This is a genomic window from Rhodococcus sp. M8 (genome assembly GCF_015654185.1).
In the GTDB taxonomy this organism is placed as follows: Bacteria; Actinomycetota; Actinomycetes; order Mycobacteriales; family Mycobacteriaceae; genus Rhodococcus; species Rhodococcus aetherivorans.
The window spans coordinates 5,348,997-5,375,029 of record NZ_CP064065.1; the positions used below are offsets into that span (position 1 = coordinate 5,348,997).

Here is a 26,033-nt window from a genome sequence, read left to right on the forward strand (position 1 = left end):
TTGAACAGCGATCACACCGTCGCGGGCGACGGCGACCACACCGTCGCGGGCGACGGCGACCCCACCGTCGCGGGCGACGAAGACCTCACCGTCGCGGGCGACGACGTCGTCGTCTCCGCCCGTCGCGTCACGAAGAAGTTCGGCGACACCGTGGCTCTCGACGGTGTCGACCTCGAGGTGCACCGCAGCGAACTCGTCGTGCTGCTGGGCCTGTCCGGCTCCGGCAAGTCGACGCTGCTGCGCTGCCTCAACGGTCTGCACAGCGTCACCGACGGGGCCGTGGAGGTGGCCGGCACCCGCGTCGATCTGGCGTCCCGCGCCGAGCTGCGCATGCTGCGGCGGGAGGTCGGGTTCGTCTTCCAGCACTTCAACCTCGTCGGACGGCTCAGCTGCCTCGAGAATGTCCTCGTCGGCGGGCTCGGGCGCCTGCGCCTGCCCCGCTACGGCGCCGCGACGTACCCGAAGCGGATGCGCACCGAGGCCCTCGACCACCTCGACCGCGTGGGGCTGGCCGACCTCGCGGATCGTCGCGCCGACACCCTCTCCGGTGGGCAGCAGCAACGGGTCGCGATCGCGCGGACGCTGATGCAGCGTCCCACCGTCCTGCTCGCCGACGAACCGGTCGCGTCCCTCGACCCCGAGAACGCCGGGGTGGTGATGGACCTGCTCTTCCGTGTGTGCATGGAGGACAAGCTCACCGTCGTGTGCACCCTGCACCAGGTGGACCTCGCGCTGGGCTGGGCCCACCGGATCGTCGGCCTGCGCGGCGGACGGAAGGTGCTCGACCGGCCGGCCGTGGAGCTGAGCAGGGGTGAGGCCATGGACATCTACCGGCGGGTCGACCCGGCCGCCCGGCCGGCCTCGGCGCCGACGGGACCGTCGTGAGCACCGCCCTCGCGCCGTCGCCGCCCGACCGTGCCGGGCGGTGCCTGCCGCGGCCGGCCGTCCGCCGCCGGCGTCTGCTGGGAACGTGCGCGGCTGTCGCGCTCCTCGTCGTCCTGGTCTCCGCCCGCTACATCGACTTCGCCCCCGCGGCACTGCTCGACGGGCTCGACGACGTCGCCGGCCTGCTCGGCCGCATGTTTCCACCCACCCTCGACGATCCGGGCCGGATCTGGAAACTCGCCCTCGACACGCTGCTGATGGCGGTGCTCGGGACGGTGCTCGCGACCGTCGCGTCGGTGCCGCTGGCCTTCCTGGCCGCCCGCAACACCACCCCGCACCCCGCCGTGTACACGGTGGCGCGCGCGGTGATCACCTTCTGCCGGGCGGTGCCGGACCTGCTGTTCGCGGTGCTGTTCGTCCGCGCCCTCGGCATCGGTGTCCTGCCCGGCGTGCTCGCGCTCGCGCTGCATTCCATCGGCATGCTCGGCAAGCTGTTCGCCGACGCCGTCGAGCAGACCGATCCCGGACCACGGGAGGCGGTACGCAGCACGGGTGCCGGCTATGTCCGCGAGATGCTCAATGCCGTGGTGCCCCAGGTGGTTCCGTCCTGGATGGGTACCTTCGTCTACCGAATCGACATCAACCTGCGCACCTCCGTCGTGCTCGGTTTCGTCGGCGCCGGCGGCATCGGGTTCGCGCTCCAGGACGCCCTGCGCGGACTGGTGTATCCGCGGGCGTTGGGCATCGTGTGCGTGATCCTCGCGATCATCGCCGCGATGGAGGTGCTCGCGGTCGTCGTCCGGCGGGTTCTGCTGGCACCCTCCGTTCCGGATCCGCGCCGGGAAAGAGCCGCGCGACTCATCTTCTCCGGCACGGTCGCCGCCGCCACGATCGGTGCACTGATCAGCCTGCGCATCGACCCGCGTGCGCTGGTCACGTGGATCGGTCCGTCACTCGAGGTGTTCACCCGGCTGCTCCCGCCGGACTTCACCGCCGTCGGCGGCAGGCTGCTCGACGCCGTCCTGCAAACCCTCGCGATCGGTGCGGTCGCCACGGCCGCCGGGATCGTGCTCTCCCTGCCGTTCGGGATACTCGCCGCCCGCAACGTGTCCCCGAACTCGGCTGTGTATTGGTCGGCTCGCTCGGTGATCCTGTTCGTCCGCGCGGTGCCCGAGCTGATCCTCGCGGTGATCTTCGTCGCCGCGATCGGCCTCGGCCCCGTCGCGGGGGCGTGCGCACTCGCTCTCGGATCCGTGGGATTCCTTGGCAAACTCGTAGCGGACGCCGTCGAGGAGATCGATCCCGGGCCGGTCGAGGCGGTGCGGGCCGTCGGCGGGGGCTGGTGGAAGACGTTGTTCGCGGCGGTGATTCCGCCGGCGGTGCCGTCCGTCATCGGCTCGAGCCTCTACCTGCTCGACGTCAACATTCGCACCTCGACGGTGCTCGGCATCGTCGGCGCCGGCGGCGTCGGCTTCCTGCTGTTCGAGGCGATCCGAACCCTGAACTTCGAGTTCGCCGGAGCGATCGTGATCATCGTGTTCGCCGTCGTCTACCTGATCGAAAGGATGTCGGGATGGATCCGGTCGCTGGTGGTCTGACGCGCGCGGCGGTGTGGACCGGCGACGGCGTCGACGTGCGCGACGTCCCCGTCCCGCGGCTCGGTGACGGGGAACTGCTGGTGCGTGTCCGGCTCGCAACCGTGTGCGGGAGCGACCTGCACACCGTCGCCGGACGGCGGCCCGGGCCGCGGCCGTCGGTGCTGGGGCACGAAGCTGTCGGTGACGTCGTCGCGGCCGGTCCCGGTGCCGGGACCGTCGTCGGCACGCGCGTCGTGTGGACTGTCACGGCCTCGTGCGGCGCGTGCGACAGGTGCGTGTCCGGGCGGACCGCCAAGTGCCGGGCCGTGCGCAAGGTGGGGCACGAACCGTTCGACGGCGACTGGGCGTTGTCGGGCGGCTACGCCCACCACATCGTGCTGCCGGCCGGGGTGGGCGTGGTCCGGGTGCCGGACTCGGTGCCGGACGTCGTCGCGGCCCCGGCGGCATGTGCGACGGCGACGGCGGTCGCCGCTGTCGAGGCGGCCGGTGATGTCGCCGGACGGCGGGTGCTGGTGTGCGGCGCCGGCCTGCTCGGGGTCACCGCGATCGCGCTGTGCGCGGCGGCCGGTGCCGATGTGCGCGTCGCCGACCCGGATGCGGAACGGATAGCGGTGGCCGAGCGGTTCGGGGCCCTCGGCGACGAGGGCGGCCCCGTCGACGTCGCGCTCGACTTCTCGGGATCCGTCGCGGCGGTGGGGGAGTGCCTGCGCCGGCTCGACGTCGGGGGCCGCCTCGTGCTGGCCGGGTCCGTGACGCCGGGCCCTTCGGTGCCCCTCGACCCCGAGGCCGTCGTGCGGGGGTGGCTCACCGTCACCGGAGTCCACAACTACGAGCCCGCCCACCTCCGTCGTGCCGTGGCGTTCCTGACCCGCACGGCCGGTACCTACCCGTGGGACGAACTCGTCGCCGAACCGGTCCGGCTGGACGATCTCGCGGACGCCCTGCGTCGGCCCGCCGCGCCCGCCCTGCGCGCGTCCGTCGCCCCGTGAGCGCGCACTTCTCGTGACGACACGCCGTGACTCAGTGCGAATTGTGCGCACTCGGCGGTCGGACGGAAGCGCCTGCCGCTCGAAGCCGCATCCGCACGCGCTCCACGACCGATCCAGGGCGCAGGCGCAGTTGTTCGGAGTTGACGCGGACCACGGACCAGCCCAGCGCCGCGAATGCCTCGTATCGTTCGATGTCCTTGGTGCGCTGTCGCTCGTCCGTCCAGTGATGGATGCCGTCGTACTCGACGAGGGTGCGCCATTGCTTCCAGCCCAGGTCGGCCCACCCGAGGACGCGTCCGTCCACGCCGGCGACCGGGACCTGGGTGCTGGGGCGGGGTAGGCCGCCACGCACGAGAAGCAGCCGTACCCGCGTCTCCGGGAGCGACTCGGCTCCGGGGTCGACCAGTGGGAGCGCCTGCCTCAGCCGCCGCACGCCGCGGGCGCCGCTGTGCCGATCGGCCAGTTCGGCGACATGCGCAGGGTCCAAGCGGGTGGCACGGCACAGCGCGTCGAGCTGTTCGACCGCGGTATCCAGGACGAGACGACGGCCGAGATCGAACGCGGTCCGGGCCGGAGACGTCACCCGCATGTCTGCCAGCGTGCACACTTCGTCGTCGAGGATCGTCTCGGCGTGCACGACGACCCCGTCCGTACCCCGGCGGCTACCGCGTCGGATCAGTTCGGCGGGCGCGGTCGCGTCGATCCATCGGCTGCCGAACAGGGCAGCGGCCGAGTAGCCGGCCAGCACGCCGTCGCCTCCCGCCCAGAGCCATGCGGCCCGTGCGCGGCCGTACGGTGTGACGGCCGCGTCCCGGTGGATGTACACGTCCCGGTGTACGCGCCGGAATCGCCGAAGTTGGTGCGGTGTGAGAAGGCCCGCCCGTACGGCCTGCGTCCCCAGGAACGGTTCGTCGAATTCCCCCATGATCGCCGAGGATGCCCGGTGACCGTGCGGGAGGGAACCGCGGTCGCGACGGCCTGTGGACAACTCGCGCGAGTGTGCACATCTCGGGACGACACACCGGGATCGGCCACGAGAACTGCGCACTCGACGGTCCCCAGATGCGACGAGGGTCGCGCGGGCACGTGCCCGCGCGACCCTCGTCGCGAGTGGAGCTCTACTTGCTGGTGGTGGTGAAGGGCAGCAGCGCCATCTCGCGGGCGTTCTTGACCGCGACGGCGACCTGCCGCTGCTGCTGCGGGGTCAGGCCGGTCACACGACGGCTGCGGATCTTGCCGCGATCGGAGATGAACGTGCGGAGCAGGTTCACGTCCTTGTAGTCGACGTACTCGATCTTCGCCGCGAACAGCGGGTTCTTCTTGGGCTTGCGGCCTTCCACGGCACGCGACTTCTTCGACGGGCCCCTCTTGACTGCCATGACTCGCTCCTCACCAGCTCGACTTGTGGACGCCGGGCAGCTCGCCGCGGTGCGCGAGTTCCCTCACGCGCACGCGTGAGAGCCCGAACTTCCGCAGGTGGCCGCGCGGACGTCCATCCGCAGCGTCTCGATTGCGCAATCGTACCGGACTGGCGTCGCGCGGCAGACGCTGCAGGGCGGTCCGGGCGGCGAGGCGTTCCGCGTCGGTGCTCGACGGTCGCCGCACGATCTCCTTCAGTTCCGCGCGACGTGCGGCGTAGCGGGCGACGACGAGCTTGCGCTGCTCGTTGCGGGCGATCTTCGATTTCTTGGCCATGGCCTACTTTTCCTCGCGGAAGTCGATGTGGCGGCGCAGCACGGGATCGTATTTGCGCAGGACCAGCCGGTCGGGATCGTTGCGCCGGTTCTTGCGGGTGACGTAGGTGTACCCGGTGCCGCCGGTGGAGCGGAGCTTGACGATGGGTCGGATCTCGTTGCGGGCCACTAGAGCTTTTCTCCTCGGGCGCGGAGGCGGGCGACGACGGCTTCGATGCCGTCGCGGTCGATGGTCTTGATGCCCTTGGCGGAGAGCGTCAGGGTGACCCGGCGTCCCTCGGAGGGCAGGTAGTAGGTCTTGCGCTGGATGTTCGGGTCCCAGCGGCGATTGCTGCGGACGTGCGAATGGGAGACGGATTTCCCGAAGCCGGGCTTGCGTCCGGTCACCTGGCAGTGCGCCGACACGGCGGGCTCCCTCCTGTCGGCGCCCCGAGGGCGTAACGACAATCGTTTTCGACAAATGGCCCGAGCGACTGTACGCTCCCTTCGAGCTAATGACAATCGTTACCGAAAGGGGTTCCGGTGGACACCAGAACGCCGCTGATCGTCGTCTCGGGCCGGCGCGGACCCACCGAACGCACCGCGCGGGCCCTGCTGCGTCCGGGAACCGTCGTCGTGCACCACGACCTCGACCACGTCGGTGAGGGGGTCGTGCGCCGCACCCTCACCACCGTGCACGACCACCGCCTCGACGTGCTCGAACTGGCCCACGGCTGCGTCTCCTGCACCCTCCGCGAGGATCTGCTCCCGCTGCTGCGGCGCCTGCACGCCCGCAGCAACGTCGACCGCATCGTCCTGCTCCTCGACCCACGGCTCGAACCCGAGGCGCTGTGCTGGGCCGTCGAGCACGTCGTCGTCTCCGGCGTGGTCGGGCAGATCGACGGACCCACCGCCCACGACGTGCGGATCGAGGCCACCGTCACCTGCATCGACGCCGCCACCTGGCTCACCGACGCCACCGGCGACGAGGAACTCGACGACGACCGCACCGTCGCCCAGGTCGTCGTCGGCCAGGTCGAGTTCGCCGACGCCCTCGTCGTCCGGCCCGGAGCCGACGGCTGGCAGCAGGCCAAGCTGCACGCGGTGCTCTCGCGGCTCGCGCCCGACGCACCCCTGGCGTGGGGCGAGGACGTCGACGTCGAACACCTGCTCCGGCAGATCCCGCCCGGCGCGCGGCGCGGGACGGTGTCCGACGCGCACTCTCCGCTGCTGCGCGGTCAACCACCGCTCGGCGAGGACTGCGGCGTGCGGCTGCTCGAGTTCGGTGCCCGCCGGCCCTTCCACCCGCAGCGCCTGCACGAGGCGATCGACGTCCTCCTCGACGGCGTGGTCCGCGCCCGCGGCCGGGCCTGGGTCGCGACGCAACCGGACAACGCGCTGCTGATCGAGTCCGCCGGTGAGGGCCTTCGCGTCGCCCACGCCGGGCCGTGGCTCGCCGCGATGACTCCCCAGCAACAGCAACGCGTCTCCGGCGAACGGCGGGCCATGGCGGCACTGCGCTGGGACGACACCCACGGGGACCGCGACACCTCGATGGTGATCCTCACCCACGACGCGGACCCCGACGAGATCCACCGCGCCCTGGAGTGGGCACTGCTCACCGACGAGGAGTTCGCCGACCCGGCGGCCTGGCCGACGTGGGACGACCCGTTCGGCGAGTACCACGAAGAACCGTGCGACGACCTGCCGGCACCCACCGCCGGCACCGCACCGACAGAAGGAGAAGGACGAGCATGAAGCCCGGCATCCACCCCGACTACCACCCCGTGGTGTTCCAGGACGCCAACACCGGATCGGCGTTCCTGACCCGCTCCACCGTCACCGCCGACCGCACGGTCGAATGGTCCGACGGCAACACCTACCCGCTGATCGTCGTGGACGTCACCAGCGAATCCCACCCCTTCTGGACGGGAACTGCCCGCGTGCTCGACGCCGCCGGCCGGGTCGAGAAGTTCGAACGCAAGTACGGCAAGCGCCGCCGGCCCTGACCCCCACCCGGACACCCGAGGAGAACCACCATGGCAGTACCCAAGCGCCGGATGTCCCGGTCCAACACCCGCAGCCGCCGCTCGCAGTGGCACGCGCAGGTCCCGGCCCTGGTGCCGGTCACCGTCGCCGGTGTCACGCACCACGTCCCGCGACGGCTCGTGAAGGCCGTGCGGCTCGGGGTGATCGACCCGAACGAGGTGTGACGACCCGCGAGGGGGAACCGCGGCGCCGGGCGGGTCCCCCTCGCCGGACACGCCGCCGCCCTCTCAGACACCTCTCAGCGGTCGGGTCCACACTGGAGGCCATGCGCATTCTGGTGGTCGACGACGACCGGGCGGTGCGGGAGTCCCTGCGCCGATCACTGAGCTTCAACGGATACACCGTCGAACTCGCCACGGACGGGCAGGACGCCCTCGAACAGGTCGCGGCCGAGCGGCCCGACGCGATGGTCCTGGACGTGATGATGCCGCGGGTCGACGGCCTCGAGGTGTGCCGCCGACTCCGCAGCACCGGCGACGACCTGCCCATCCTCGTCCTGACCGCCCGTGACTCCGTCTCCGAGCGCGTCGCCGGCCTGGACGCCGGCGCCGACGACTACCTCCCCAAGCCGTTCGCGCTCGAGGAACTGCTCGCCCGGCTGCGCGCGCTGCTCCGCCGCGCCTCGCCCGACCCGGCCACCGAGTCGGAGGAGACGCTGCGTTTCGCGGACCTGACGCTGAACCCCTCCACCCGCGAGGTGACCCGCGGCACCCGGTCGATCAGCCTCACCCGCACCGAGTTCGCGCTCATGGAAATGCTCATGGCGAACCCCCGCCGGGTCCTCAGCCGCAGCCGCATCCTCGAGGAGGTGTGGGGCTACGACTTCCCCACCTCCGGCAACGCCCTCGAGGTGTACGTCGGCTACCTGCGCCGCAAGACCGAGGCCGACGGGGAGCCGCGCCTGATCCACACGGTGCGCGGCGTCGGCTACGTCCTGCGGGAAACCCCGCCGTGACCCGGCTCGACGGTGCCGACCCGGATTCGAAGCGCCCCATGCGCCCCCCGCTGCTGCTGACCCGGTCGGTGCCGCTGCGCCGGCGTGTCACGTTGCTGGCCGCCGGCGCGGTGGCGATCGCCGTCGCGGTGACCTCCATCGCGGCGTACGCGGTGGTGGCCCGCGCCCTCTACGCCGACGTCGACAAGCAGTTGCGGGCGCGGGCTGCCGCGCTCGTCGAGAGCAGCACCCTGATCACCTACGACCCCCGCTACATCGGTGGCGCCCAGCTCTACAGCTCCGACATCAGCGTGGCGCTCATCTACTCCAACCTGGGGCAGTACGTCCCGCCCGGGTCGTCCGTCCCGATCGGCGGCGCCGAACTCGCCGTCGCGAAGGGCGAACGGGAGTCGTCGCTGCGCACCGTCGGCCATCAGCGGGTGCTCGCGCAGCGCATCCCCGACGGCAGCACCATCGTCATCGCCCAGCGCCTGCAGCCGACGGCGGACATCCTCAAACGGCTCGCGAGCGTGCTGTTCGTCGTCGGGGGGTGCGGCGTGGTGCTCGCCGCCGCTGCCGGCGCGACGGTGGGACGCACCGGTCTGCGCCCCGTCGCGCGCCTCACCGCGGCGGCCGAGCGGGTCGCCCGCACCGACGACCTGCGGCCGATCCGCGTGACCGGGCACGACGAGCTGGCCCGGCTCACCGAGAGCTTCAACACGATGCTGCGCGCCCTCGCCGAGTCGCGGGAGCGGCAGAGCCGGCTTGTCGCCGACGCCGGCCACGAGCTGCGCACCCCGCTGACGTCGCTGCGCACGAACATGGAGCTGCTCATCGCGGCGAGCCGGCCCGACGCGCCGAACCTGCCCGAGGAGGACATGGCGGAGCTGCGCGCCGACGTGGTGGCGCAGATCGAGGAGCTGTCCACCCTGGTGGGCGACCTCGTCGACCTCGCCCGCGAGGACGCCCCCGAGACGGTGTTCGAACCCGTCGACATCTCGGAGGTCGTCGAGCGCAGCCTCGAACGCGCCCGGCGCCGCCGCTCCGACATCGACTTCACGGCGCACACGGAACCGTGGTTCGTCTACGGCGACCACGCCGCGCTCTCCCGGGCGGTGCTCAACGTCCTCGACAACGCTGCCAAGTGGAGTCCCGCCGACGCCGAGGTGCTGGTGTCGATGCGCCAGCTCGGCACCGGCCTGATGGAGCTGACGGTCGACGACGCCGGGCCCGGCATCCCCGAGGAGGACCGCGAGCTGGTGTTCGAGCGGTTCTACCGCTCCACCGCGTCGAGGTCGATGCCCGGATCCGGCCTCGGCCTCGCGATCGTGCGGCAGGTGGTGATGAAGCACGGCGGCACCATCGCGGTCGACATCTCGTCGCGTGGGGGTGCCCTCGTCCGGATCGTGCTGCCCGGCACCCCGCAGCTCGAACACCCGGCGGATTGACAGGAAAATCGCCGTCGGATCTAAGCGGACTCTCAGCCGCCGCGGGCATGCTGGAAGCCGAACGACGAGCCGCCGACCCGGCGGCCGTGTAGACCGAAAGCGATGAGATGAGCGAGGACCCCACACCGGGTGGCGGCCGCCCCGAGCCGCACCAGCCGACACCGCAGCAGCCGACACCGCACCAGCCGAATCCCTACCAGGCTCCCTCCGATCCCTATGCCGGGTACGGGCACACCGCGCCGTTCGGCGCCCCGCCCCAGCCCGCGCCGGGGCCCCAGGGTTCACCCCGATCGGCGCGGGGCCTGCTCGCCCTCGGCGCCGTCGCGCTGGCGCTGGTCAGCGGCGGGATCGGCGGCGCCGTCGGCGCGTGGACCACGCAGCAGTCGACCGGCGGCACGGCCGTCACCAACGCCCTCGACGCGCCGCGGCCGTCCACGACGACCGTCGCCGCCGCCCCCGCCGGTTCGGTGCAGGCCGTCGCGCAGAAGGTCGTACCGAGCGTCGTGCGCATCGAGGTGGTCGGCCGCACCGCGCAGGGCGAGGGCTCGGGCGTGATCCTGTCCTCCGACGGCCTGATCCTCACCAACAACCACGTCGTCGCCGGGGGCGGCGCCGGCGCGCAGCTCACGGTGTACTTCTCCGACGGCAGCTCGGTCCCCGCGACCATCGTGGGCGCCGACCCGATCTCCGACATCGCCGTGATCCGCGCGGAGGGCCGCACCGACCTCACCCCGATCGAGCTCGGCGACTCGAACGCCGTGCAGGTGGGCCAGCAGGTGGTGGCGGTCGGCTCGCCGCTCGGTCTCGAGAGCACGGTGACCACCGGTATCGTCTCGGCCCTGGACCGGCCCGTGTCGACCAGCGGGGAGACCGGCAACCAGAACACCGTCATCGATGCGCTGCAGACCGACGCCGCGATCAACCCCGGCAACTCCGGCGGCGCGCTGGTGAACATGGACGGCCAGCTGATCGGCGTCAACACGGCGATCGCCACGGCCGGCGGACAGTCCGGATCCATCGGCCTCGGCTTCGCGATCCCGGTCGATCAGGCACGCCGCATCGCCGACGAACTCGTCGACACCGGCAAGGCGACCCACGCCGTCATCGGCGTCCAGGTGCCGTCGCAGAGCGACGTGCGCGGCGCTCGGGTCATGGAGGTCACCGGCGGCGGGCCGGCGGAACGGGCCGGTATTCCGAGCGGCGTGATCATCACCAAGGTCGACGACCGGCTTGTCACCGACGGGGACTCGCTGATCGCGGCGGTCCGCTCGTACGCGCCGGGCGACACCGTGCGCATCACCTACACCGACGCACAGGGTGGCAGCGAGAAGACCGTCGACGTGCAGCTCGCGGCGGCCGAGGCGGGTGGCCGATGAGAAGAGACGCCGCCGGGTTCATTCTCGGACATACAGCTCGTTCGACGGACAGGGCAACTACGGTGGGCATCATGGAATTCGAAACCCCCAGGACCGGGCGAGCCCTCGTGGTGATCGTGGACGACCGGGTAGCGCACGGCGACAACCCGGACTCCGCCGGGCCCCTGGTCACCGAGCTCCTCGCAGAGGAGGGATTCGCCGTGGACGGTGTCGTCACGGTGTCGGCCGACGAGGTGGAGATCCGCAACGCCCTCAACACCGCCGTCATCGGCGGCGTGGACCTGGTCATCTCCGTCGGCGGCACCGGGGTGTCGCCGCGCGACGTGACGCCCGACGCCACCTCCGATGTGCTCGACCGGGAACTCCCGGGGATCGGCGAGGCCCTGCGCTCGTCCGGCTTCTCCGCCGGCGCGATGGACGCCGGTCTGTCCCGCGGTCTGGTCGGCCTGTCCGGCTCCACGTTGGTCGCGAACCTCGCCTCCTCGCGCGCGGCGATCCGCGACGGCATGGCCACGCTCCTGCCGCTCGCCTCGCACGTGATCGAGGAACTGTCGCGGGTGGAGGGATAGCCATCACCGGCACGGACAAGAGCGCGTCCGGCGCGTCGTCGGACGACGCACCACGGCGCGACGACGCGAGCCGGGCCCGGATCGACCGGGCCCGGCTCCGCCGCATCTTCGGCGACGTCCTCCCCGAGACGACCCGCGACGAGCGCTCGCCGGCAGACGATTCGTCCGACTCGGAAGAATGGCTGCGCCGGCAGGTACCGCCGCACCACGGCTACATGTGATCTACCCCACTTGTAGAAGTCGGCCGATGCCGAATCGTTAATTTCAGCGGTGGGATTCCGCAACCTTCTCGTAACCCTGCAATTCGGCGAGTCGCGGTCGACGCGCGCCCGGCTTTCGGTGGCGCGCATCACGGAAGTACCGGCAGTATGTATTCGGCCACAGCGGCGCATGAACCCGCCACCAGGGGGTATGCGGCTCTATTCATGGGTGAGAGACGGTTTTCGGCACCTCCGCAACCCCTTCGGGGCGTCCATGGAAATGGCACCGATTGTTTCATCGGGCCGAAACAATTTCGGGTTCGACGAGGCCTCGCCCCGGGACGTAGCCGTTGCTGGCTTCAGAGGTCACGGTCTAGTCTCTGTCCTGGTTCGCTCAGGTCAAGATCGGTAGCTAATGCGACGGTCTTCATCACGAATCGGAAACGCAACCGTGCGGATGACGCACACGTCGGCACCGGTGAGCACGCTCGCCGGTGTCTCAGGTGTGGCATGCCTCGCGGGCGACAGGGCAGTTGTCGGACGCGTGTGCGTGACCCGGCACGCAGAGAATGGATGAGGCATTCATGAAGATGCAGACGCGACGCGGTGTGAAGGCCGCCCGCAACGTCACGGTGGCCGCCGCCGCCGTGTTCGGCCTGGTTCTGGGATCGACCGGGACCGCCGGCGCTGTGGTCGACGACCAGAACCGGATCGTGTCGGACGGCCACGAGGTCATCGTGACCCAGGAGGACACCTTCATCCAGGGTGTTCCACCGATCGGCGGCAGCCCGCTCAGCCGCGAGTGGTTCCACAACGGCCGTGGCATCGCCAACATCGTCGGCCCCGACGCCGCGGACTTCGAGGGCTCGACCTTCCAGTTCGGATACCAGTTCGCGTGGTCCGCCGCTGTCGACGGCTCGATCGGCATCGCGTGGTCCAGCCCGCAGCTCGAGCTCGAGGCTACCCGCGGTGTGGAGAACGTCGACCAGTTCGATCCGGTCTGGAACACCAACGAAGCGGGCGACTACGTCGACTACGAAGGCAATGTCGTCGAGGTGGAGGATCGCGTCCCTGCAACGGACAGCGGTGACGCGGACGGCAACCCGCTGTACATCCCGAACGGTGAGACGAGCCCGGCGCCGTACGCAGAGGATGTCCTCACCGTTGACAGCATCCTTCCGCAGTTCACCGCGGGCATCGAGCTGACCCCGGCTCCGGGCATCGAGGAGCTCGTCGTCGCCGAGGGCGAATTCGACGGCGATTACAAGCACGTCCAGTTCGCCAACGTCCACGGCGCCGCCACCGGCGTCATCGGCGCGGTCTCGGTCCGCCCGTTCGTCCGCGTGATCACCGCGAACGGCGACAACGTCACCACCTACGGCAAAGTCTGGACGATCTAGTCCTGCTCGCCCCACCCCGCAGTAATCCCCACCAAGAAATACGGAGAAATCATGGGAATCAAGTCGCGTGGCTTCAAGGCCGCACGTAACGCCGCGGTGTCCGGTGCCGCTGTCCTGGGCCTGGTCCTCGGTGCGACCGGCTCCGCGCAGGCTGCGGTCGACGATCAGAACCGGATCGTCTCCACGGACGGCTACGAGGTCGTGGTGACCCAGGAGGACACCTTCATCCAGGGTGTTCCGGCCCTGGGTGGCAGCCCGTTCAACCGCGAGTTCTTCCACAACGGCCGCGGCACCGCGAACCTCGTCGGTGAGTCCGCTGCCGACGCCGAGGGCACCACGTTCCAGTTCGGCTACCAGTTCGCGTGGGCCGGCAGCATCGACGGCGCCATCGGAGTCACCTACTCCACCCCGCAGCTCGAGCTGGAGCTCGGCTCGGATTCCGTTGCCACCGTGACCGACATCCTCCCGCAGGCCTACGCCGAGCTCGAGCTGACCCCGGCTCCGGGCATCGAGGAGCTCGTCGTCGCCGAGGGCGAGTTCGACGGTGACTTCAAGTCCGTGCAGTTCTCGAACGTTCACGGCACCGCCTCCGGCGTCATCGGCGCCGTTCAGGTCCGTCCGTTCGTTCGCGCCATCACCGCGAACGGCGACAACGTGACCACCTACGGCAAGCCCTGGACCGTCTGACACGACGTCCTGCCGACAGGCTGACACGGGTTGGGCCCGCTCGGAATTCCGAGCGGGCCCAACCTTTTTCGTCGGTGGCACGGTTGCGCCTACTGTTCCCTCTCCTCGAGGCTCAGCTTGGCGTGTGCGCCGGTCTGGCCGGACTGCACCTGGAGGAGGTCGCGGATCTGGATGAGCAGATCCTCGGCGCTCGCCTTGGTGTCGTCCCTCTCGGTGGCGAACCGCTTCTTGGCCGCGTTCGCCGGGAGGATCAGTACGAAGTAGACGACGGCGGCGATGATGACGAAATTGATGATCGCCGACACCACCGCGCCGATGTTGACGAAGGTGGCGGGATTGTCCGCGAGGATCTGGAAGCCCCAGCCCATCTCGTTGTCGCCACCGAGCGCGGCAATCAGGGGTTCGATGACGTTGCTGGTGAAGGCCGTGACGATGGCCGTGAACGCGGTGCCGATGACGACCGCGACAGCGAGGTCGAGTACGTTTCCGCGGAGCAGGAAGTCCTTGAAGCCTTTCAACATGGCGCTTCTCCTAGACGTGTCTTGTCGTCATGCTCGCAGTCGCACCATAGACCAGTAGGTATGTCGCAAGGTCCGGAATGCGGATCCCGACCCGGATCAGTGCAGGGTGACCGTCAACGCGCTCACAAGCGACGCAGCAGCCACAGCCGTCGCCGGCTCGGGCGGCAGGGCGAGCAGGACCACCTTCTCGCCGCGGTCGCTCGTCCGGTCCGTTGCCTGGGCCAGCACGACGGTCGCCCCCGTGGCCAGCACCCGCACCTCCGGTGCCGCACCCGACGACGGGGAGCCGTCCTCGGCGACGGTGAGGACGTCGACCAAGTCGCCTTCGCGCAGCAGATCCCCGACGCCGGGATCGGCCAGGCGCACCGGGACCACCCGGGCCGCCGCGTCGCCGGTGGCGGACGCCGCCAGCCGCGGCCCGAGCATCCGCACCCCGACGAGGGCTTCGCCGGCGGGCACCGGTCCTGCCAGGGTGTGGCCGATCGCCTCGGCGGGGTCGGTGAGTGCCCCGGACGGGAGTTGGGACGAGTCGCGCTCGACGACGGTGACGTCGTCGGCGGTGAGGGTCTGCCCGGGCCGCAGGTCGCGGGCGGCGACGACCGTGGGGGTCCGGTCGCCCGACGGGCCGCCGGTGGCGGCGGAGACCGCCGCGACCCCGACGAGACCGGCCGCGATCGCGCGGCGGACGGCGACGGTGCGCGCCCAGCCCGGCCGTGTCAGGGCCGTGAGGCGGTCGGGCAGGGTGGGATCGAGCGGATTCCGCAGGGGCGGGAACGAGAACGGACCGGCGGGCATGGTCCGAACCCTACGAGTTCGGCCGTGCCCGCCGGCCCGGTGAAGTGCCGGTCACGGGCGGACTGTGGATGAACCGTCCGCCTGTGGATGAAACTGTGTCAGCTCGCGGCTGCGGCCGGTGCCGACGAGGTGCTCGACGACGAGGAGTCCGACGACGAGGTGCTCGACGAACTGCCGGACGACGAGTCGGACTTGGCCGGCTCGCTGGCGGTGCTGCCTCCGCCGCGGGAGTCGGTGCGGTAGAAGCCGCTGCCCTTGAAGACGATGCCGACCGAATTGAACAGCTTGCGCAGCTTGCCCGAGCACTCGTTGCATTCCGTCAGGGCGTCGTCGGTGAACGACTGCACGATGTCGAATCGGTTGTCGCAGGACGTACAGGCATAGGAGTAAGTGGGCACCGGTGGATCCTCCGCGAATTGGTTGGCGACCGCAGCATTAGCACTCTACAGCCGACAGTGCCAACGTGGCTACCTGGGTGCTCTATTCCCGGTGTTGCGCGACCCGTTCAGCGGCACCAGGCCGCGGCCGGGGGTCAGGGCCCAGCCCATCCGGATGTCGTGGGGATCCTCCGGCAGCTCCGGCACGAGTTCGTCGTCCCGGACCACCGCGACCAGGACGGCGTCGGCGGCGGCGAGGTGCAGGGTCCGGTCGTAGAAGCCGGCCCCGCGACCGAGCCGCACGCCGCGCTCGTCCACTGCGAGCGCCGGCACCACCACGGTGTGCGCCCGCCGCACCTCCTCCGGGCCCAGCGCCGGCCCGGTGGGTTCGAGCAGGCCGTACCCGGCGGGGGCGAGGGCGCCGGGGCCGGTGTACTGCGCCCAGTCCAGGGTGCTGTCCGGGCGGGTGAGCGGGAGCAGCACCCGGTTTCCGGCCTCGCGCAGGGCGTCGAGCAGGGACAACGCACCGGGTTCCGAACCGACCGGCACGTACGCGCAGACCGTCGCCCGGGCGGGGGCCAGCGACCGTGCCGCCGCGGCGAGGGCGTCGTCCTCGCCGCGGCGCTCCCCGTCGCTGCGGGCCCGTCGCGCAGCAACGATTCGGGCCCGCCATTCCGACTTGGAGAGTGCGCTCATATCCGCCACCTTAGGATCTGACGTATCTACCGGGTGGTAGCCGAAAGTTAGGGTGGGTGTTTATGACGAACAGAGCGACCGGTGAAGCCGGCCACTTCCGGACGGCGGTGGTTCCCGCAGCCGGTCTCGGTACGCGCTTTCTGCCCGCGACCAAGACCGTGCCGAAGGAACTTCTTCCGGTGGTGGACACGCCCGGAATCGAGCTCGTGGCGGGGGAGGCCGCGGACTCGGGTGCCGAGCGCCTGGTGATCGTGACGGCTCCGGGTAAGGACGGCGTCGTCGCGCATTTCGTCGAGGACCTGGTCCTCGAGTCGAAGCTGAAGGAGAGCGGCAAGTACCACCTGCTCGAGAAGGTCCGCAAGGCGCCGGGCCTGCTCGAGGTGGAGTCGGTGGTGCAGGAGAAGCCGCTCGGGCTCGGGCACGCCGTCGCGTGCGCCGAGGTCGCCCTCGATCCGGACGAGGACTCCATCGCGGTGCTGCTCCCGGACGACCTCGTGCTGCCGCGCGGCGTCCTCGAGACCATGCAGCGGGTGCGTGCCAAGCGCGGCGGCACGGTGCTGTGCGCGATCGACGTGCCCAAGGACCAGGTGAGCGCCTACGGCGTCTTCGACGTCGAGGAGGTGCCCGACGCCGTCAACCCGGACGTGCTGAAGGTCGTCGGCATGGTCGAGAAGCCGGCGCCCGAGGATGCGCCGTCCACCTTCGCCGCTGCCGGCCGCTATCTGCTCGATCGAGCGATCTTCGACGCGCTGCGCCGGATCACCCCCGGTGCGGGCGGCGAACTGCAGCTCACCGATGCGATCGCCCTGCTCATCGAGGAGGGTCACCCCGTGCATGTGGTGGTGCATCGCGGCACTCGACACGACCTCGGAAATCCCGGCGGCTATCTGCGCGCTGCGGTTGACTCTGCGTTGAACAGCGAGGAGTACGGCCCCTCCCTGCGGGAGTGGCTGGTCGAGCGCCTGAAGCACTGACGGCGCGACAGGTCGGGAGGACGAGAAGCGGTATGCGGTCGGTCGAGGATCAACAGGCCAGGGTCACGGCGGCGGCGGTGGCGCCACGGCCGGTCCGGGTCGCCATCTCCGAGGCCCAGGGGCTGCTCTGCGCGGAGGAAGTGGTCACCGAACGGCCATTGCCCGGCTTCGACCAGGCCGCGATCGACGGCTACGCGGTCCGCAGCGTCGACGTCCAGGGCGCGGGCACCGACCGGACCGGCGAGGACGGCGAGCCGATCGAGCTGACTCTGCCCGTGGTGGGGGAGGTCTCGGCCGGCTCGCGTCAACCGATCCGGCTGCAGCCACGGCAGGCCGTGCGGGTGGACACCGGGGCGCCGCTGCCGACCCTCGCCGACGCCGTCCTCCCGCTCGACCGCACCGACGGTGGCCGCGCGCGCATCAAGGTCCTGCGTCCCGTCCGGACCGGCGACTACGTGCGCCGCGCCGGCGACGACGTCCAGCCCGGTGACGTCGCGGTCCGGGCCGGCACCATCATCGGGGCCGCCCAGGTCGGGCTGCTCGCGGCGGTCGGCCGCGACAAGGTGCTGGTCCATCCGCGTCCCCGGCTCTCGGTGATCTCGATCGGCGGCGAACTCGTGGACGTGGACCGCACTCCGGGCCCCGGCCAGGTGTACGACGTCAACTCGTATGCGCTCGCGGCGGCCGCCCGCGACGCCGGCGCGGACGTCAACCGCGTGGGGATCGCCAGCACCGACCCGAAGCGCCTGCGGGAGGTCGTCGAGGGCCAGCTGATCCGCTCCGAGATCGTCGTCGTCGCGGGAGCCGTCGGTGGCGGCGCGCTCGAGGACGTGCGCGAGGCGTTGTCGGACCTCGGCAAGCTCGAAGTGGAGCGGGTGGCGATGCACCCCGGCTCGGTGCAGGGGTTCGGCCAGCTCGGCCGCGACGAGGTGCCCACCTTCCTGCTGCCGGGCAACCCGGTCAGCGCGCTGGTCGTGTTCGAGGTGATGGTGCGGCCGCTGATCCGTATCGCGCTCGGCCGCCGGCAGCCGATGCGCCGCGTCGTCACCGCCCGCACCGTCACGCCGATCACCTCGATCCCGGACCGCAAGGGATTCCTGCGGGGGCAGCTGATGCGCGACGAGGCGACCGGCGAGTACATGGTCCAGGCGCTCGGTGGGGCGGCGGGCGCGTCGTCGCACCTGCTGGCGACCCTGGCCGAGGCGAACTGCCTGGTGCTGATCGAGCCGGAGGTGACCGAGGTGCGCACCGGGGATCCGGTGGACGTCGCCTTCCTCGGACAGCGCGGCTGATGACCCGTCATCCGGGATGGCCGGCGGAGCTGGGCCCGCTGCGGGTGGCCGGCGGCCTGGTCACGGTGCGGCCGATCCGGCTGCGGGACGCGGCGGCGTGGAGCCGGTTGCGGATCCGGGACCGGGCGCATCTCGAGCCGTGGGAACCCACCGGCGACGTGCCGTGGGAGATGCGCCATCACATCACCGTGTGGCCGGGGCTGTACCGCAGCCTGCGGGCGGAGGCCCGCCGGGGCCACATGCTGCCGATGGCGATCGAGCTCGACGGCGAGTTCTGCGGGCAGATCACCGTGGGCAACGTGGTGCGAGGAGCGCTGCGGTCGGCGTGGATCGGGTATTGGGTGGCCAAGCACGTCAACGGTCTGGGTGTGGCGACGGCGGCGGTGGCGCTGGGGCTCGACCACTGCTTCGGGCCGGCCGGACTGCACCGGGTGGAGGCCACGGTGCGGCCGGAGAACGTTGCGAGCCGCGCGGTCCTGCGCAACGTCGGCTTCCGGGAGGAGGGCCTGCTGCGGCGCTACCTCGACGTCGACGGGCGGTTCCGCGACCATCTGCTGGTCGCGATGACGGTCGAGGAGGTGCCCGGAAGCGTGTCCGATGTGCTGATCCGGGGCGGCCGGGCCACCTGGGCCTGATCTTGTAACGCAGATTACGTGCATCGCTGCGTAGTAATACCCACACGGTCCTATATCCCTGTGACTAGAGTGAAGAGAGTGTCACATGATTCGCGTGACTCGTGTGACAGCTGTAGTCATCTGAGTCGGCGTTTCTGTCCGGGTGACGGCTTCGGGGCCGCTAACCTGACGGGGTCAGTGGCGTCGACGGACTGGTAGGCGACAACTGGGAGGAGGGCCGCCGAAATGCCGAACTCGCTCCTGTGGATCGGGCTGGTTGCCGTGTGGTTGTTCGTTCTGGTGCCCATGCTGGTCACGAAGCGCCCCCGTATTCGCCAGACGACCGACGCCGCACTCGCAACCCGGGTCCTGCACCGAGGTGACGACGAGCCACTCGCCCCGCGCGGGCCGGCCGCCGGTCATCGCACCGACCCCCACTGGCGTCCGAGTCGGGATTCCGCCCGTCCCACAGCCGGCGACGACTCCGGTCGCGCCCGCACGGTGGACGACCGCAGACACCGCCACCCAGCGGAGGACCGCATGGACACACAGCTCGACACCGACCACGACACCGACATCGACTTCGAGGAGCGTCCCGACCGGGCTCCCGCCCGCGAGTTCGTGCCCCAGCGCCGCGGACGCGGCGGATTCGACCCGCAGGCCGACGCCATGGCCCGGGCCGCGCGCTACGAGTTCCGGCAGCGCACCGTGCTCGGCCTGCTGTTCGCCGCGATCATCACCGCCGCCCTCGCCCTCATCGTCTCGTCGGCCCTGTGGTGGCTGTGCACGGTGGCGACGGCTGCCCTCGCCGGCTACCTGATCTACCTCCGTCGCCAGGTGCGCGTCGAGCAGGAGATCCGCCGCCGTCGCATGGCGCGCCTGAACCGTTCGCGGCTCGGCGTCGAGTCACACAGTGACGACGAGCTGCGGCTGGTCCCGGCCCGGCTGCGACGCCCCGGCGCGGTGGTGCTCGAGGTGGACGACGAGGACCCGGTGTTCGAGCACCTGGACCACTACACGGACGACGAGCCCGCCCACGAGACGTACGAACCCCGTTACGACGCCGACGACTACCCGGTGCGTCGGGCCTCCGGGGAGTAGTCACCGATCCGTTCGGGCCGAGCGAATGTATCGTTCATCTCCTCAGCGGTAGCGGGCGATACATTCGCTCGGAGCGGGGCGTATTCAGCGCGCGGTGACGATGTGTGCCACGAGAGGCGCCGACACCGAGCCGTCCGGGTCGGTGAACCGGGCCAGCACCGTTCGGGCCTCCGAGGTGATCGCCTCGTACGTTCCGGCGTCGAGCCGTTCGATCAACGGGCTGCCCTCGACCTCGGTCGCCACCATCGCATCCACGGACGGGAACCGCGCGCTTCCGGTGTGCGTGGTGAACCGATCGACGGTGAGTCCGGCGTCGCGGAACCATCCCCGTAGTTCGTCGCGGTCCCCGCAACTCCAGTAGGTGCCCAGGAGGGATGCCGCGGGCGGGCCGGCGTGCCGCACCGCGACGTCGACGAAGTCTCGGTATGCCGGCTGCTCGTCCAACGCGGCCGGCACACACACGGCGACCATCTCCGTCGCCACGCGGCGCATCTCGCGCAGTGCCCGTGCACGATCGGGAAAGAACATCAGCGCCATCTGGCACAGCGCCGCATCGAACGAACCGTCCGCGAACGGCAGCGCGCCGGCGTCACCCCGGTGCCATTCGAGGTCGGGACGCAACCGACGTGCCACCGCCAGCATGGCCTCACTGGCATCGACACCGACCACCCGTCCCGACGGGCCTACCCGGTCGGCGGCTACGCGCGCGACGATCCCGGTTCCGCATGCCACGTCCAGCACCCGCGTGCCCGTCGTGATCGCAGCCTGGTCCAGCAGCCGTGGCGCCCACTGCGCGAAGATCGCGGGTACGAAGCGTGACTCGTACACCTCCGCGGCCGCCGGTGAAATCCCGAAGTTCTCGCTTGTGTTCGTCATACACCGAGGATGGCGCCGCGCCCGGGTGCCGCGCATCGGGCAGGTGACCCATCTTCCGGGTGGGCGGCGGCATACGCGGCGGCCTCCGAGCGGTTCCGCACGCCGAGCTTGCGGAGGATGTGGCTCACGTGGTGCGCCACCGTCTTGCGGGAGACGAACAGCCGGCCGGCGATCTCCGGATTCGTCAAACCCCTCGCGAGCAGGTCCAGTACTTCGCGTTCGCGGGCGGTGAGGTCGCTGTCGAGATCCGGGCCGGCGCGAGTGGTGGCGCCGATGCCGGGGCCGCGCACCCCGAGACGCCGCAACACGGCCGCGGAACGGTCCGCGGCGGCGACGGCTCCGAGTTCCCGGAAGATCGTCACCGCCGTTCGCCCGCGTGCGGTCGCGAGGACAGGATCGTCGTTCATCGCCGACTCGGCCAATTCGAGCAGGCATCGGGCCTCCTCGAACGGCGCCGAGCGGTCCGCCCAGCGAGCGGCGGCCGTCTCGAAGGCATCGACGGCGGCCGCCACGCAGCCCTGCGCCGCGGCAGTCAGCGCCGACGCCTCCACCGCCTCGGGACCGTCGGGATCGAGCGCCGCCGCGGTGGTCGTCGCCGCGTTCAGGTCGCCCGTGGCCGCCTGGGCCCGGGCACACAGCAGGGATGTGGTGCCGTGACGTTCGAGCAGCCGCCGGGCGGTTGCGGGATCGCCGTCGGCGAGGGCGACCTCGGCGCGGGCGGTGTCCAATTCCGTGGTCGGGCGGCGGGATCGGTCCAGCATCGCCCGGGCCTCGTCGAGCCGCCCCTGCCGGACCCGGAGCGTGGCGAGGGCCGCGACGGCGCGCGCGTGGACGGCGGGGCAGACCTTCTCGTCGAGCGTGAGAACCGCCGTCAGGAGCCGGTCCGCCTCCGCCCAACGGCCCGCGGTGAGCAGCAATGCCCCGTAGAGGGTGCGGCACTCGACGTACAGGAAGGGACACCCCCAGCGGGAGGTGAAGTCCTCGGCGACGCGGCACCACTCGTCGGCGCGACGGGTGTCGCCGGCGAGCGCACACGCGCCCAGCATGTCGCAGCAGACGAACACGACGGTGTCGAATCGGCGGTCCGCATCGCCCAGAGCGGCCGCCGCGGCCTCGTCCAGCAGCGCGAATCCGGGTTCCAGGTCGCCCCGGGCGACAGCCACGTGACCGGACTGGGCGAGTGCCACCAGTTCGAGATCCCGGTCGCCGCATCGGTGTGCGGCGTCCAGGGCGCGCGCCGCCCACGGTCCGGCCGCTGCGGCGTCCGGGAGCAGGCGGTGGGCGTGTGCCACCCACACCAGGGCGTGCAACGCGCCCGGTGCGCCCTCGGGCAGCAGTCGCTGCGCCCGGCGGACCCAACCGTGGGCCACCGACCGATTGCCGAAATCGGACGTGTAGCTGATGCTCAGCCACGCCGCGCAGCGAACCGCACTCTCTCGGTCGCCGCTCCGGAGAGCCGTCGTGTAGGCCCTGCGATAGGCGGCGACGCTGTCGTCGAGGCGCCCGAGCCACCACGACGCCTCGCCGACGCCGAGCCACGCCGCCGGATCGTCGGTCGCGGCCGCCACCGACGTCAGGTCGGCCAGCGCGGCGGCCCACCGACCCTCCCGCAGGGCCTGGTCCCCGCGGAGGCGCACTGCATCCACATGTCGATTGTCCGCCGCCGTGACCTGTGCCGATACCGCAATTTCGTCTCCGGCTCGCACGTTTGCTACAGTTTGCGAGCGGTTCCGAACGGAACCTGCGGGGCTGTGGCGCAGTTGGTAGCGCGCTTCGTTCGCATCGAAGAGGTCAGGGGTTCGATTCCCCTCAGCTCCACCACCGAAGGGCGTCTCCCGGACAGGGAGGCGCCCTTCGTCGTCGATGCCGTGCCGCCGATTGCCGGCCGAACCGGCCCGCGGTCGGGGAGACTGTGTGACATGGAACACAGAATGAGTGACGACGAACTGCGGCGCGCTATTCGAGTGCTCCGCGAACGTGCCGACAGCGCCCGCAGCGAAGGGCGCGAGGCCGACGCCGACGGCATCGAGGAGACGATCCGCAAGTACCAGGAGGAGATGGCCCAGCGCCTCTGAGCCGTCCGCGCGCATCGGTGCCGCCCGCGCGCATTCGTCGCGCACACGCACTGTCGAGCGCGCGGCCGGCGGTCCCATACGCCCTCAGCCCCTCTCTCTCACCGCGGCGCCCGCGCGGCGCCGCGGCGGATCGCGCCGCGCTAAGGTGACCCGCACACGACGAATCGGGGGCGGAGATGGCGATCAAGGACCTGCGGGGCCGGAAGTTCCTCGTGACCGGGGCGGCCAGCGGCATCGGCCGGGCGCTGGCCCTGGCCGCCGCCGCGGAGGGTGCCGAACTGGTGCTCACCGACCTCGCCGCCGACGGTCTCGACGACACGGTGCGGACGGTGCGCGAAGGGGGTGGGTCGGTGCTGCACGCCGCCGCCCTCGACATCTCCGACTACGACGCGGTCACCGCCTTCGCCGCCGACGTCCACGACCGCGCCGGCGCCCTCGACGTGGTCGCCAACGTCGCCGGAACGTCGGTGTGGGGCACGGTCGACGCCCTCGAGCACCGCCACTGGAAGCAGATGGTCGACGTCAACCTGATGGGCCCGATCCACGTCATCGAGAACTTCGTGCCCCCCATGATCGAGGCCGGCCGCGGCGGGCACCTCGTCAACGTCTCCTCCGCGGCGGGCCTGCTGGCCCTGCCGTGGCACGCGGCGTACAGCGCGAGCAAGTTCGGCCTGCGCGGGGTCTCCGAGGTGCTGCGCTTCGACCTGCACCGGCACCGCATCGGGGTCTCGCTCGTCGTGCCCGGCGCCGTGCGTACCCCGCTGGTGAACTCGGTGCAGATCGTCGGCGTGGACCGCGACCATCCGGCTGCCCGAAAGCTCACCTCGCGGTTCGAGCGGCACGCCGCGTCGCCGGAGAAGGTCGCCGGGTGCATCCTCGCCGGGATCCGGAAGAACCGTTTCCTGGTGTACACGTCGTTCGACGTGCGCTTCGGTTACTGGTGGGCCCGCAAGTTCGCGCCTCCGTACAACGTGGTGATGCAGCTCGCCAACAACTACTTCTCCCGCACGCTCGAGGCGGTGCGTACCCGCCGGTGACGCTCAGGCGGGCGTCTTGTCGAGGGCGAACTCGCGCAGCCGTGTTCCCGCCCGCAGCGCCTCCCGATCGTGCGTGACCATCACGACGGCGACGTCGCGTTCGCGTGCCATCCGTTCGAGCAGCTCGACGATCTCCCGGCTGCGCTCGGCGTCCAGCGCCGAAGTCGGCTCGTCGACCAGCAGCACCGCCGGATCGTTGACCAGGCTCCGGGCGATCGCGACCCGCTGCCGCTGCCCGCCGGAGAGCTGGTGCGGGCGGCGGTCGGCCTGCTGCGTCAGGCCCACCGCGGCGAGCAGGTCGCGGGCGCGGGCCCGGTCGAGCCGGCGCCCGCTCAGGTGCGCGATCAGCGAGAGCTGTTCGGTGGCGGTCAGCGAGGGAAGCAGATTCGCCTGCTGGAACACGAAGCCGATCCGTTCGCGCCGCAGCCGCGTGCGGGCCGCCGCGTCGAGGCCCGTGGTGTCCACGCCGTCGAGGACGACCCGCCCGGAGTCGGGCACGGTGAGCAGCCCCGCGACGGCCAGCAGGCTCGACTTGCCGGATCCGGACGGACCGGTGACGGCGACCGTCTCGCCGGGCTCGGCGTGGAAGTCCGGGCCGTCGAGGACGCGCAGCGTGGCGTCGCCGTCGGGATAGGTGAGGACGATGTCGGTGAGCCGCACGCTCATGGTGGTGCCTTTCTCGAACGGGTCGGTGTCTCGAACAGCGTCGGTGTCTCGAACAGCGTCGGTGTCTCGAACAGCTCAGTGGGCCGCGGCGAGCGCGGTGAGCGGGTCGACGGAGCCGATGCGTGCGACGGCCGCCGCGGCCCCGAGGAGGCCGACCCCGACCAGCGCGACGAACGGCAGCACGGTCGTGGCCGCGCTCAGCGTGAACGGCACGACGGTGGCTGCGGCCGCTCCCGCGGCTGTCGCGGCGACGGTGCCCAGGCCGGTGCCGAGCACGAGCACCACCGCGGCCTGTCCGAGGGCGTCGCGCAGCAGGTAGGAGGTGGAGGCGCCGACCGCGCGCAGCACCGCGATGTCCCGGCTGCGCTGGACCGTCCACACCGTGAAGAACGCACCCACGACGAGGGCGCCGACGACGAGCAGCATGCCCTGCATCAGCAGCAGCGACCCGCGTTCGGAGGTGTACGAGCCGACGGTGTTCAGGGTCGCGGACGTGTCGAGGACGCTCGTGCCGGTCGCGGCCGCGGCCGCCGCCGTGTCGAACCCGGGACCGGTCCGCAGCGCGATCACCGTCCCGTCGGCGCCGGCCGTCGCGGGGAGTTCGCGCCAGGTGCCGAGGTCGAGCCACACCACGGGCTGATGGCTGTAGTAGGAGTCCTCGACGAGAGCGGTGAGGGTGACCTCCCGCCCGCCGACGGTCAGGACGGTGCCCGGCGTCCAGCCGTTGTCGGTGGCGAGTTGCGCGTCGACCGCCGCCGTCGCCGGGCGCAGGGCCGCCGGTGCCGCGAAGGAACCGGGAGCGACCCCGAACAGTGCCGCCATCACCTCGCGCCCGCCCGCACCGACGCGTCCGGGGGCAACGCCGAGCACGGCGGTGTCGGTCACGCCGGGTTGCGCGGCGAGGGCGGTGCGCTGCGCGTCCGTGACGGTGGACTCCCCGAACGACAGGTCGGACGGATCGGTGTCACCGCCGTCGAGGGCGAAGTGATCGGCGCCGATGCCGCGGATCGCGGCGATCGACTGGTTGCCCAGGCCCGCGGTGAGGCCGGAGAGCATGACGACGAGAAACGAGACCAGGACGAGCACCGCCGACATGACGGCGAAGCGCCCCGTGGCGAAGCGCAGATCGCGCAGTGCGAGGAACATGAGTTCCACGGTGCCCGGTGCGGCGATGCCGGCGCATCGCTCGGTGGATGGGTTC

31 protein-coding genes and 1 tRNA gene are annotated in these 26,033 nt (G+C 71.2%); 19 read left to right on the forward strand and 13 right to left on the reverse strand.

The annotated features are described in order from the left end of the window. The 3 genes from phnC to ISO16_RS24375 are packed head-to-tail and all read left to right on the forward strand — an operon-like array spanning window position 1 to window position 3,472. Entirely contained in the window at window positions 1-885 is an 885-nt protein-coding gene (gene phnC, locus ISO16_RS24365) for a phosphonate ABC transporter ATP-binding protein (RefSeq protein ID WP_072634598.1), read from the forward strand. Further along, window positions 882-2,483, forward strand: a complete 1,602-nt coding sequence (phnE, locus tag ISO16_RS24370) for a phosphonate ABC transporter, permease protein PhnE (protein WP_072634599.1) — start codon at window positions 882-884, stop codon at window positions 2,481-2,483. Before phnC ends, phnE begins: the two co-directional genes overlap by 4 nt. Further along, on the forward strand, window positions 2,459-3,472 hold the full coding sequence (locus tag ISO16_RS24375; RefSeq protein WP_072634600.1) for a zinc-binding dehydrogenase: 1,014 nt from the start codon (window positions 2,459-2,461) through the stop codon (window positions 3,470-3,472). The genes phnE and ISO16_RS24375 overlap by 25 nt, the downstream gene beginning before the upstream one ends. Before the next feature lie 31 nt (window positions 3,473-3,503). On the opposite strand, the gene ISO16_RS24380 is transcribed toward ISO16_RS24375, so the two are convergent. The 5 genes from ISO16_RS24380 to rpmB form a co-directional block, all read right to left on the reverse strand. Further along, entirely contained in the window at window positions 3,504-4,397 is an 894-nt protein-coding gene (locus ISO16_RS24380) for a DUF559 domain-containing protein (RefSeq protein ID WP_072634601.1), read from the reverse strand. Between the two features lie 193 nt (window positions 4,398-4,590). Beyond that, complete coding sequence (gene rpsR, locus ISO16_RS24385; RefSeq protein WP_006944985.1) at window positions 4,591-4,851, reverse strand: 30S ribosomal protein S18; 261 nt, start codon at window positions 4,849-4,851, stop codon at window positions 4,591-4,593. A gap of 10 nt (window positions 4,852-4,861) precedes the next feature. After that, window positions 4,862-5,167 (reverse strand): 30S ribosomal protein S14, encoded by a 306-nt coding sequence (gene rpsN / locus ISO16_RS24390; RefSeq protein ID WP_006944984.1) that lies wholly within the window; start codon window positions 5,165-5,167, stop codon window positions 4,862-4,864. Window positions 5,168-5,170: 3 nt separating this feature from the next. After that, on the reverse strand, window positions 5,171-5,335 hold the full coding sequence (gene rpmG, locus ISO16_RS24395) for a 50S ribosomal protein L33 (RefSeq protein WP_003937781.1): 165 nt from the start codon (window positions 5,333-5,335) through the stop codon (window positions 5,171-5,173). Then, window positions 5,335-5,571: a 50S ribosomal protein L28 gene (gene rpmB, locus ISO16_RS24400; RefSeq protein ID WP_006944981.1), complete on the reverse strand. Its 237-nt coding sequence runs from the start codon at window positions 5,569-5,571 to the stop codon at window positions 5,335-5,337. Before rpmB ends, rpmG begins: the two co-directional genes overlap by 1 nt. Before the next feature lie 117 nt (window positions 5,572-5,688). Here rpmB and mrf point away from each other — a divergent pair, with 117 nt between their 5' ends. The 9 genes from mrf to ISO16_RS24445 all read left to right on the forward strand — a co-directional run bounded on the left by mrf (window position 5,689) and on the right by ISO16_RS24445 (window position 13,808). Beyond that, complete coding sequence (mrf, locus tag ISO16_RS24405) at window positions 5,689-6,903, forward strand: ribosome hibernation factor-recruiting GTPase MRF (RefSeq protein WP_072634602.1); 1,215 nt, start codon at window positions 5,689-5,691, stop codon at window positions 6,901-6,903. Continuing rightward, window positions 6,900-7,154 (forward strand): type B 50S ribosomal protein L31, encoded by a 255-nt coding sequence (locus ISO16_RS24410; RefSeq protein WP_006944978.1) that lies wholly within the window; start codon window positions 6,900-6,902, stop codon window positions 7,152-7,154. Before mrf ends, ISO16_RS24410 begins: the two co-directional genes overlap by 4 nt. Before the next feature lie 30 nt (window positions 7,155-7,184). Then, on the forward strand, window positions 7,185-7,358 hold the full coding sequence (gene rpmF / locus ISO16_RS24415; RefSeq protein ID WP_006944977.1) for a 50S ribosomal protein L32: 174 nt from the start codon (window positions 7,185-7,187) through the stop codon (window positions 7,356-7,358). Between the two features lie 101 nt (window positions 7,359-7,459). Then, complete coding sequence (locus ISO16_RS24420; protein WP_006944976.1) at window positions 7,460-8,149, forward strand: response regulator transcription factor; 690 nt, start codon at window positions 7,460-7,462, stop codon at window positions 8,147-8,149. 38 nt (window positions 8,150-8,187) lie between these two features. Next, complete coding sequence (locus ISO16_RS24425; protein ID WP_202916546.1) at window positions 8,188-9,576, forward strand: HAMP domain-containing sensor histidine kinase; 1,389 nt, start codon at window positions 8,188-8,190, stop codon at window positions 9,574-9,576. Window positions 9,577-9,683: 107 nt separating this feature from the next. Beyond that, entirely contained in the window at window positions 9,684-10,952 is a 1,269-nt protein-coding gene (locus ISO16_RS24430; RefSeq protein WP_072634603.1) for a S1C family serine protease, read from the forward strand. 71 nt (window positions 10,953-11,023) lie between these two features. After that, window positions 11,024-11,521 carry a MogA/MoaB family molybdenum cofactor biosynthesis protein gene (locus ISO16_RS24435; protein ID WP_029542037.1) on the forward strand — a complete coding sequence of 166 codons (498 nt, stop codon included), beginning with the start codon at window positions 11,024-11,026 and terminating at the stop codon, window positions 11,519-11,521. Between the two features lie 784 nt (window positions 11,522-12,305). Beyond that, entirely contained in the window at window positions 12,306-13,121 is an 816-nt protein-coding gene (locus ISO16_RS24440) for an MspA family porin (protein ID WP_170914026.1), read from the forward strand. Window positions 13,122-13,172: 51 nt separating this feature from the next. Next, window positions 13,173-13,808, forward strand: a complete 636-nt coding sequence (locus tag ISO16_RS24445; RefSeq protein WP_050034762.1) for an MspA family porin — start codon at window positions 13,173-13,175, stop codon at window positions 13,806-13,808. A gap of 89 nt (window positions 13,809-13,897) precedes the next feature. Here ISO16_RS24445 and mscL read toward each other — a convergent pair whose 3' ends face one another. The 4 genes from mscL to ISO16_RS24465 all read right to left on the reverse strand — a co-directional run bounded on the left by mscL (window position 13,898) and on the right by ISO16_RS24465 (window position 16,197). Continuing rightward, a complete protein-coding gene (mscL, locus tag ISO16_RS24450; RefSeq protein WP_050034763.1) occupies window positions 13,898-14,329 on the reverse strand; it encodes a large conductance mechanosensitive channel protein MscL in 432 nt (143 codons plus the stop codon). A gap of 96 nt (window positions 14,330-14,425) precedes the next feature. Beyond that, window positions 14,426-15,124, reverse strand: a complete 699-nt coding sequence (locus tag ISO16_RS24455) for an RcpC/CpaB family pilus assembly protein (RefSeq protein ID WP_072634604.1) — start codon at window positions 15,122-15,124, stop codon at window positions 14,426-14,428. A 98-nt stretch (window positions 15,125-15,222) separates the two neighbouring features. Then, window positions 15,223-15,522: an FmdB family zinc ribbon protein gene (locus tag ISO16_RS24460; protein WP_006944967.1), complete on the reverse strand. Its 300-nt coding sequence runs from the start codon at window positions 15,520-15,522 to the stop codon at window positions 15,223-15,225. Window positions 15,523-15,591: 69 nt separating this feature from the next. Beyond that, entirely contained in the window at window positions 15,592-16,197 is a 606-nt protein-coding gene (locus ISO16_RS24465) for a 5-formyltetrahydrofolate cyclo-ligase (protein ID WP_065922891.1), read from the reverse strand. Window positions 16,198-16,259: 62 nt separating this feature from the next. Here ISO16_RS24465 and ISO16_RS24470 point away from each other — a divergent pair, with 62 nt between their 5' ends. The 4 genes from ISO16_RS24470 to sepX all read left to right on the forward strand — a co-directional run bounded on the left by ISO16_RS24470 (window position 16,260) and on the right by sepX (window position 20,178). Next, window positions 16,260-17,171: a UTP--glucose-1-phosphate uridylyltransferase gene (locus tag ISO16_RS24470; protein WP_006944965.1), complete on the forward strand. Its 912-nt coding sequence runs from the start codon at window positions 16,260-16,262 to the stop codon at window positions 17,169-17,171. Window positions 17,172-17,203: 32 nt separating this feature from the next. Next, a complete protein-coding gene (gene glp / locus ISO16_RS24475; protein WP_006944964.1) occupies window positions 17,204-18,463 on the forward strand; it encodes a molybdotransferase-like divisome protein Glp in 1,260 nt (419 codons plus the stop codon). Then, complete coding sequence (locus tag ISO16_RS24480) at window positions 18,463-19,098, forward strand: GNAT family N-acetyltransferase (RefSeq protein ID WP_029542046.1); 636 nt, start codon at window positions 18,463-18,465, stop codon at window positions 19,096-19,098. The genes glp and ISO16_RS24480 overlap by 1 nt, the downstream gene beginning before the upstream one ends. A gap of 225 nt (window positions 19,099-19,323) precedes the next feature. Continuing rightward, window positions 19,324-20,178, forward strand: a complete 855-nt coding sequence (gene sepX / locus ISO16_RS24485; RefSeq protein ID WP_029542048.1) for a divisome protein SepX/GlpR — start codon at window positions 19,324-19,326, stop codon at window positions 20,176-20,178. 84 nt (window positions 20,179-20,262) lie between these two features. On the opposite strand, the gene ISO16_RS24490 is transcribed toward sepX, so the two are convergent. Then, window positions 20,263-21,054 carry a class I SAM-dependent methyltransferase gene (locus ISO16_RS24490; RefSeq protein WP_006944958.1) on the reverse strand — a complete coding sequence of 264 codons (792 nt, stop codon included), beginning with the start codon at window positions 21,052-21,054 and terminating at the stop codon, window positions 20,263-20,265. After that, window positions 21,051-22,700 carry a LuxR family transcriptional regulator gene (locus tag ISO16_RS29020; protein WP_276207666.1) on the reverse strand — a complete coding sequence of 550 codons (1,650 nt, stop codon included), beginning with the start codon at window positions 22,698-22,700 and terminating at the stop codon, window positions 21,051-21,053. The genes ISO16_RS24490 and ISO16_RS29020 overlap by 4 nt, the downstream gene beginning before the upstream one ends. Window positions 22,701-22,799: 99 nt before the next feature. Here ISO16_RS29020 and ISO16_RS24500 point away from each other — a divergent pair. The 3 genes from ISO16_RS24500 (at window position 22,800) to ISO16_RS24510 (ending at window position 24,166) form a co-directional block, all read left to right on the forward strand. After that, a tRNA-Ala gene (locus ISO16_RS24500) sits at window positions 22,800-22,875 on the forward strand. Window positions 22,876-22,985: 110 nt separating this feature from the next. Continuing rightward, on the forward strand, window positions 22,986-23,129 hold the full coding sequence (locus ISO16_RS24505) for a hypothetical protein (protein ID WP_006944955.1): 144 nt from the start codon (window positions 22,986-22,988) through the stop codon (window positions 23,127-23,129). 176 nt (window positions 23,130-23,305) lie between these two features. Continuing rightward, window positions 23,306-24,166: an SDR family oxidoreductase gene (locus tag ISO16_RS24510; protein ID WP_006944952.1), complete on the forward strand. Its 861-nt coding sequence runs from the start codon at window positions 23,306-23,308 to the stop codon at window positions 24,164-24,166. A 3-nt stretch (window positions 24,167-24,169) separates the two neighbouring features. On the opposite strand, the gene ISO16_RS24515 is transcribed toward ISO16_RS24510, so the two are convergent. Together ISO16_RS24515 and ISO16_RS24520 are read right to left on the reverse strand one after the other, a co-directional pair. After that, window positions 24,170-24,832 (reverse strand): ABC transporter ATP-binding protein, encoded by a 663-nt coding sequence (locus tag ISO16_RS24515; protein WP_072634605.1) that lies wholly within the window; start codon window positions 24,830-24,832, stop codon window positions 24,170-24,172. 75 nt (window positions 24,833-24,907) lie between these two features. After that, window positions 24,908-25,978 (reverse strand): FtsX-like permease family protein, encoded by a 1,071-nt coding sequence (locus ISO16_RS24520; protein WP_072634645.1) that lies wholly within the window; start codon window positions 25,976-25,978, stop codon window positions 24,908-24,910. Between the last annotated feature and the right edge of the window lie 55 nt (window positions 25,979-26,033).

Excerpts from the sequence above, each read along its gene's own strand:
- ISO16_RS24375 (WP_072634600.1), top strand. The coding sequence starts at position 2,459 with ATGGATCCGGTCGCTGGTGGTCTGACGCGCGCGGCGGTGTGGACCGGC.
- ISO16_RS24380 (WP_072634601.1), bottom strand. The coding sequence starts at position 4,397 with ATGGGGGAATTCGACGAACCGTTCCTGGGGACGCAGGCCGTACGGGCG.
- rpsR (WP_006944985.1), bottom strand. The coding sequence starts at position 4,851 with ATGGCAGTCAAGAGGGGCCCGTCGAAGAAGTCGCGTGCCGTGGAAGGC.
- rpsN (WP_006944984.1), bottom strand. The coding sequence starts at position 5,167 with ATGGCCAAGAAATCGAAGATCGCCCGCAACGAGCAGCGCAAGCTCGTC.
- ISO16_RS24410 (WP_006944978.1), top strand. The coding sequence starts at position 6,900 with ATGAAGCCCGGCATCCACCCCGACTACCACCCCGTGGTGTTCCAGGAC.
- rpmF (WP_006944977.1), top strand. The coding sequence starts at position 7,185 with ATGGCAGTACCCAAGCGCCGGATGTCCCGGTCCAACACCCGCAGCCGC.
- ISO16_RS24420 (WP_006944976.1), top strand. The coding sequence starts at position 7,460 with ATGCGCATTCTGGTGGTCGACGACGACCGGGCGGTGCGGGAGTCCCTG.
- ISO16_RS24425 (WP_202916546.1), top strand. The coding sequence starts at position 8,188 with ATGCGCCCCCCGCTGCTGCTGACCCGGTCGGTGCCGCTGCGCCGGCGT.
- ISO16_RS24430 (WP_072634603.1), top strand. The coding sequence starts at position 9,684 with ATGAGCGAGGACCCCACACCGGGTGGCGGCCGCCCCGAGCCGCACCAG.
- ISO16_RS24435 (WP_029542037.1), top strand. The coding sequence starts at position 11,024 with ATGGAATTCGAAACCCCCAGGACCGGGCGAGCCCTCGTGGTGATCGTG.
- ISO16_RS24440 (WP_170914026.1), top strand. The coding sequence starts at position 12,306 with ATGAAGATGCAGACGCGACGCGGTGTGAAGGCCGCCCGCAACGTCACG.
- ISO16_RS24445 (WP_050034762.1), top strand. The coding sequence starts at position 13,173 with ATGGGAATCAAGTCGCGTGGCTTCAAGGCCGCACGTAACGCCGCGGTG.
- mscL (WP_050034763.1), bottom strand. The coding sequence starts at position 14,329 with ATGTTGAAAGGCTTCAAGGACTTCCTGCTCCGCGGAAACGTACTCGAC.
- ISO16_RS24455 (WP_072634604.1), bottom strand. The coding sequence starts at position 15,124 with ATGCCCGCCGGTCCGTTCTCGTTCCCGCCCCTGCGGAATCCGCTCGAT.
- ISO16_RS24465 (WP_065922891.1), bottom strand. The coding sequence starts at position 16,197 with ATGAGCGCACTCTCCAAGTCGGAATGGCGGGCCCGAATCGTTGCTGCG.
- ISO16_RS24470 (WP_006944965.1), top strand. The coding sequence starts at position 16,260 with ATGACGAACAGAGCGACCGGTGAAGCCGGCCACTTCCGGACGGCGGTG.
- glp (WP_006944964.1), top strand. The coding sequence starts at position 17,204 with ATGCGGTCGGTCGAGGATCAACAGGCCAGGGTCACGGCGGCGGCGGTG.
- ISO16_RS24480 (WP_029542046.1), top strand. The coding sequence starts at position 18,463 with ATGACCCGTCATCCGGGATGGCCGGCGGAGCTGGGCCCGCTGCGGGTG.
- sepX (WP_029542048.1), top strand. The coding sequence starts at position 19,324 with ATGCCGAACTCGCTCCTGTGGATCGGGCTGGTTGCCGTGTGGTTGTTC.
- ISO16_RS24490 (WP_006944958.1), bottom strand. The coding sequence starts at position 21,054 with ATGACGAACACAAGCGAGAACTTCGGGATTTCACCGGCGGCCGCGGAG.
- ISO16_RS24505 (WP_006944955.1), top strand. The coding sequence starts at position 22,986 with ATGAGTGACGACGAACTGCGGCGCGCTATTCGAGTGCTCCGCGAACGT.
- ISO16_RS24510 (WP_006944952.1), top strand. The coding sequence starts at position 23,306 with ATGGCGATCAAGGACCTGCGGGGCCGGAAGTTCCTCGTGACCGGGGCG.
- ISO16_RS24515 (WP_072634605.1), bottom strand. The coding sequence starts at position 24,832 with ATGAGCGTGCGGCTCACCGACATCGTCCTCACCTATCCCGACGGCGAC.
- ISO16_RS24520 (WP_072634645.1), bottom strand. The coding sequence starts at position 25,978 with ATGTTCCTCGCACTGCGCGATCTGCGCTTCGCCACGGGGCGCTTCGCC.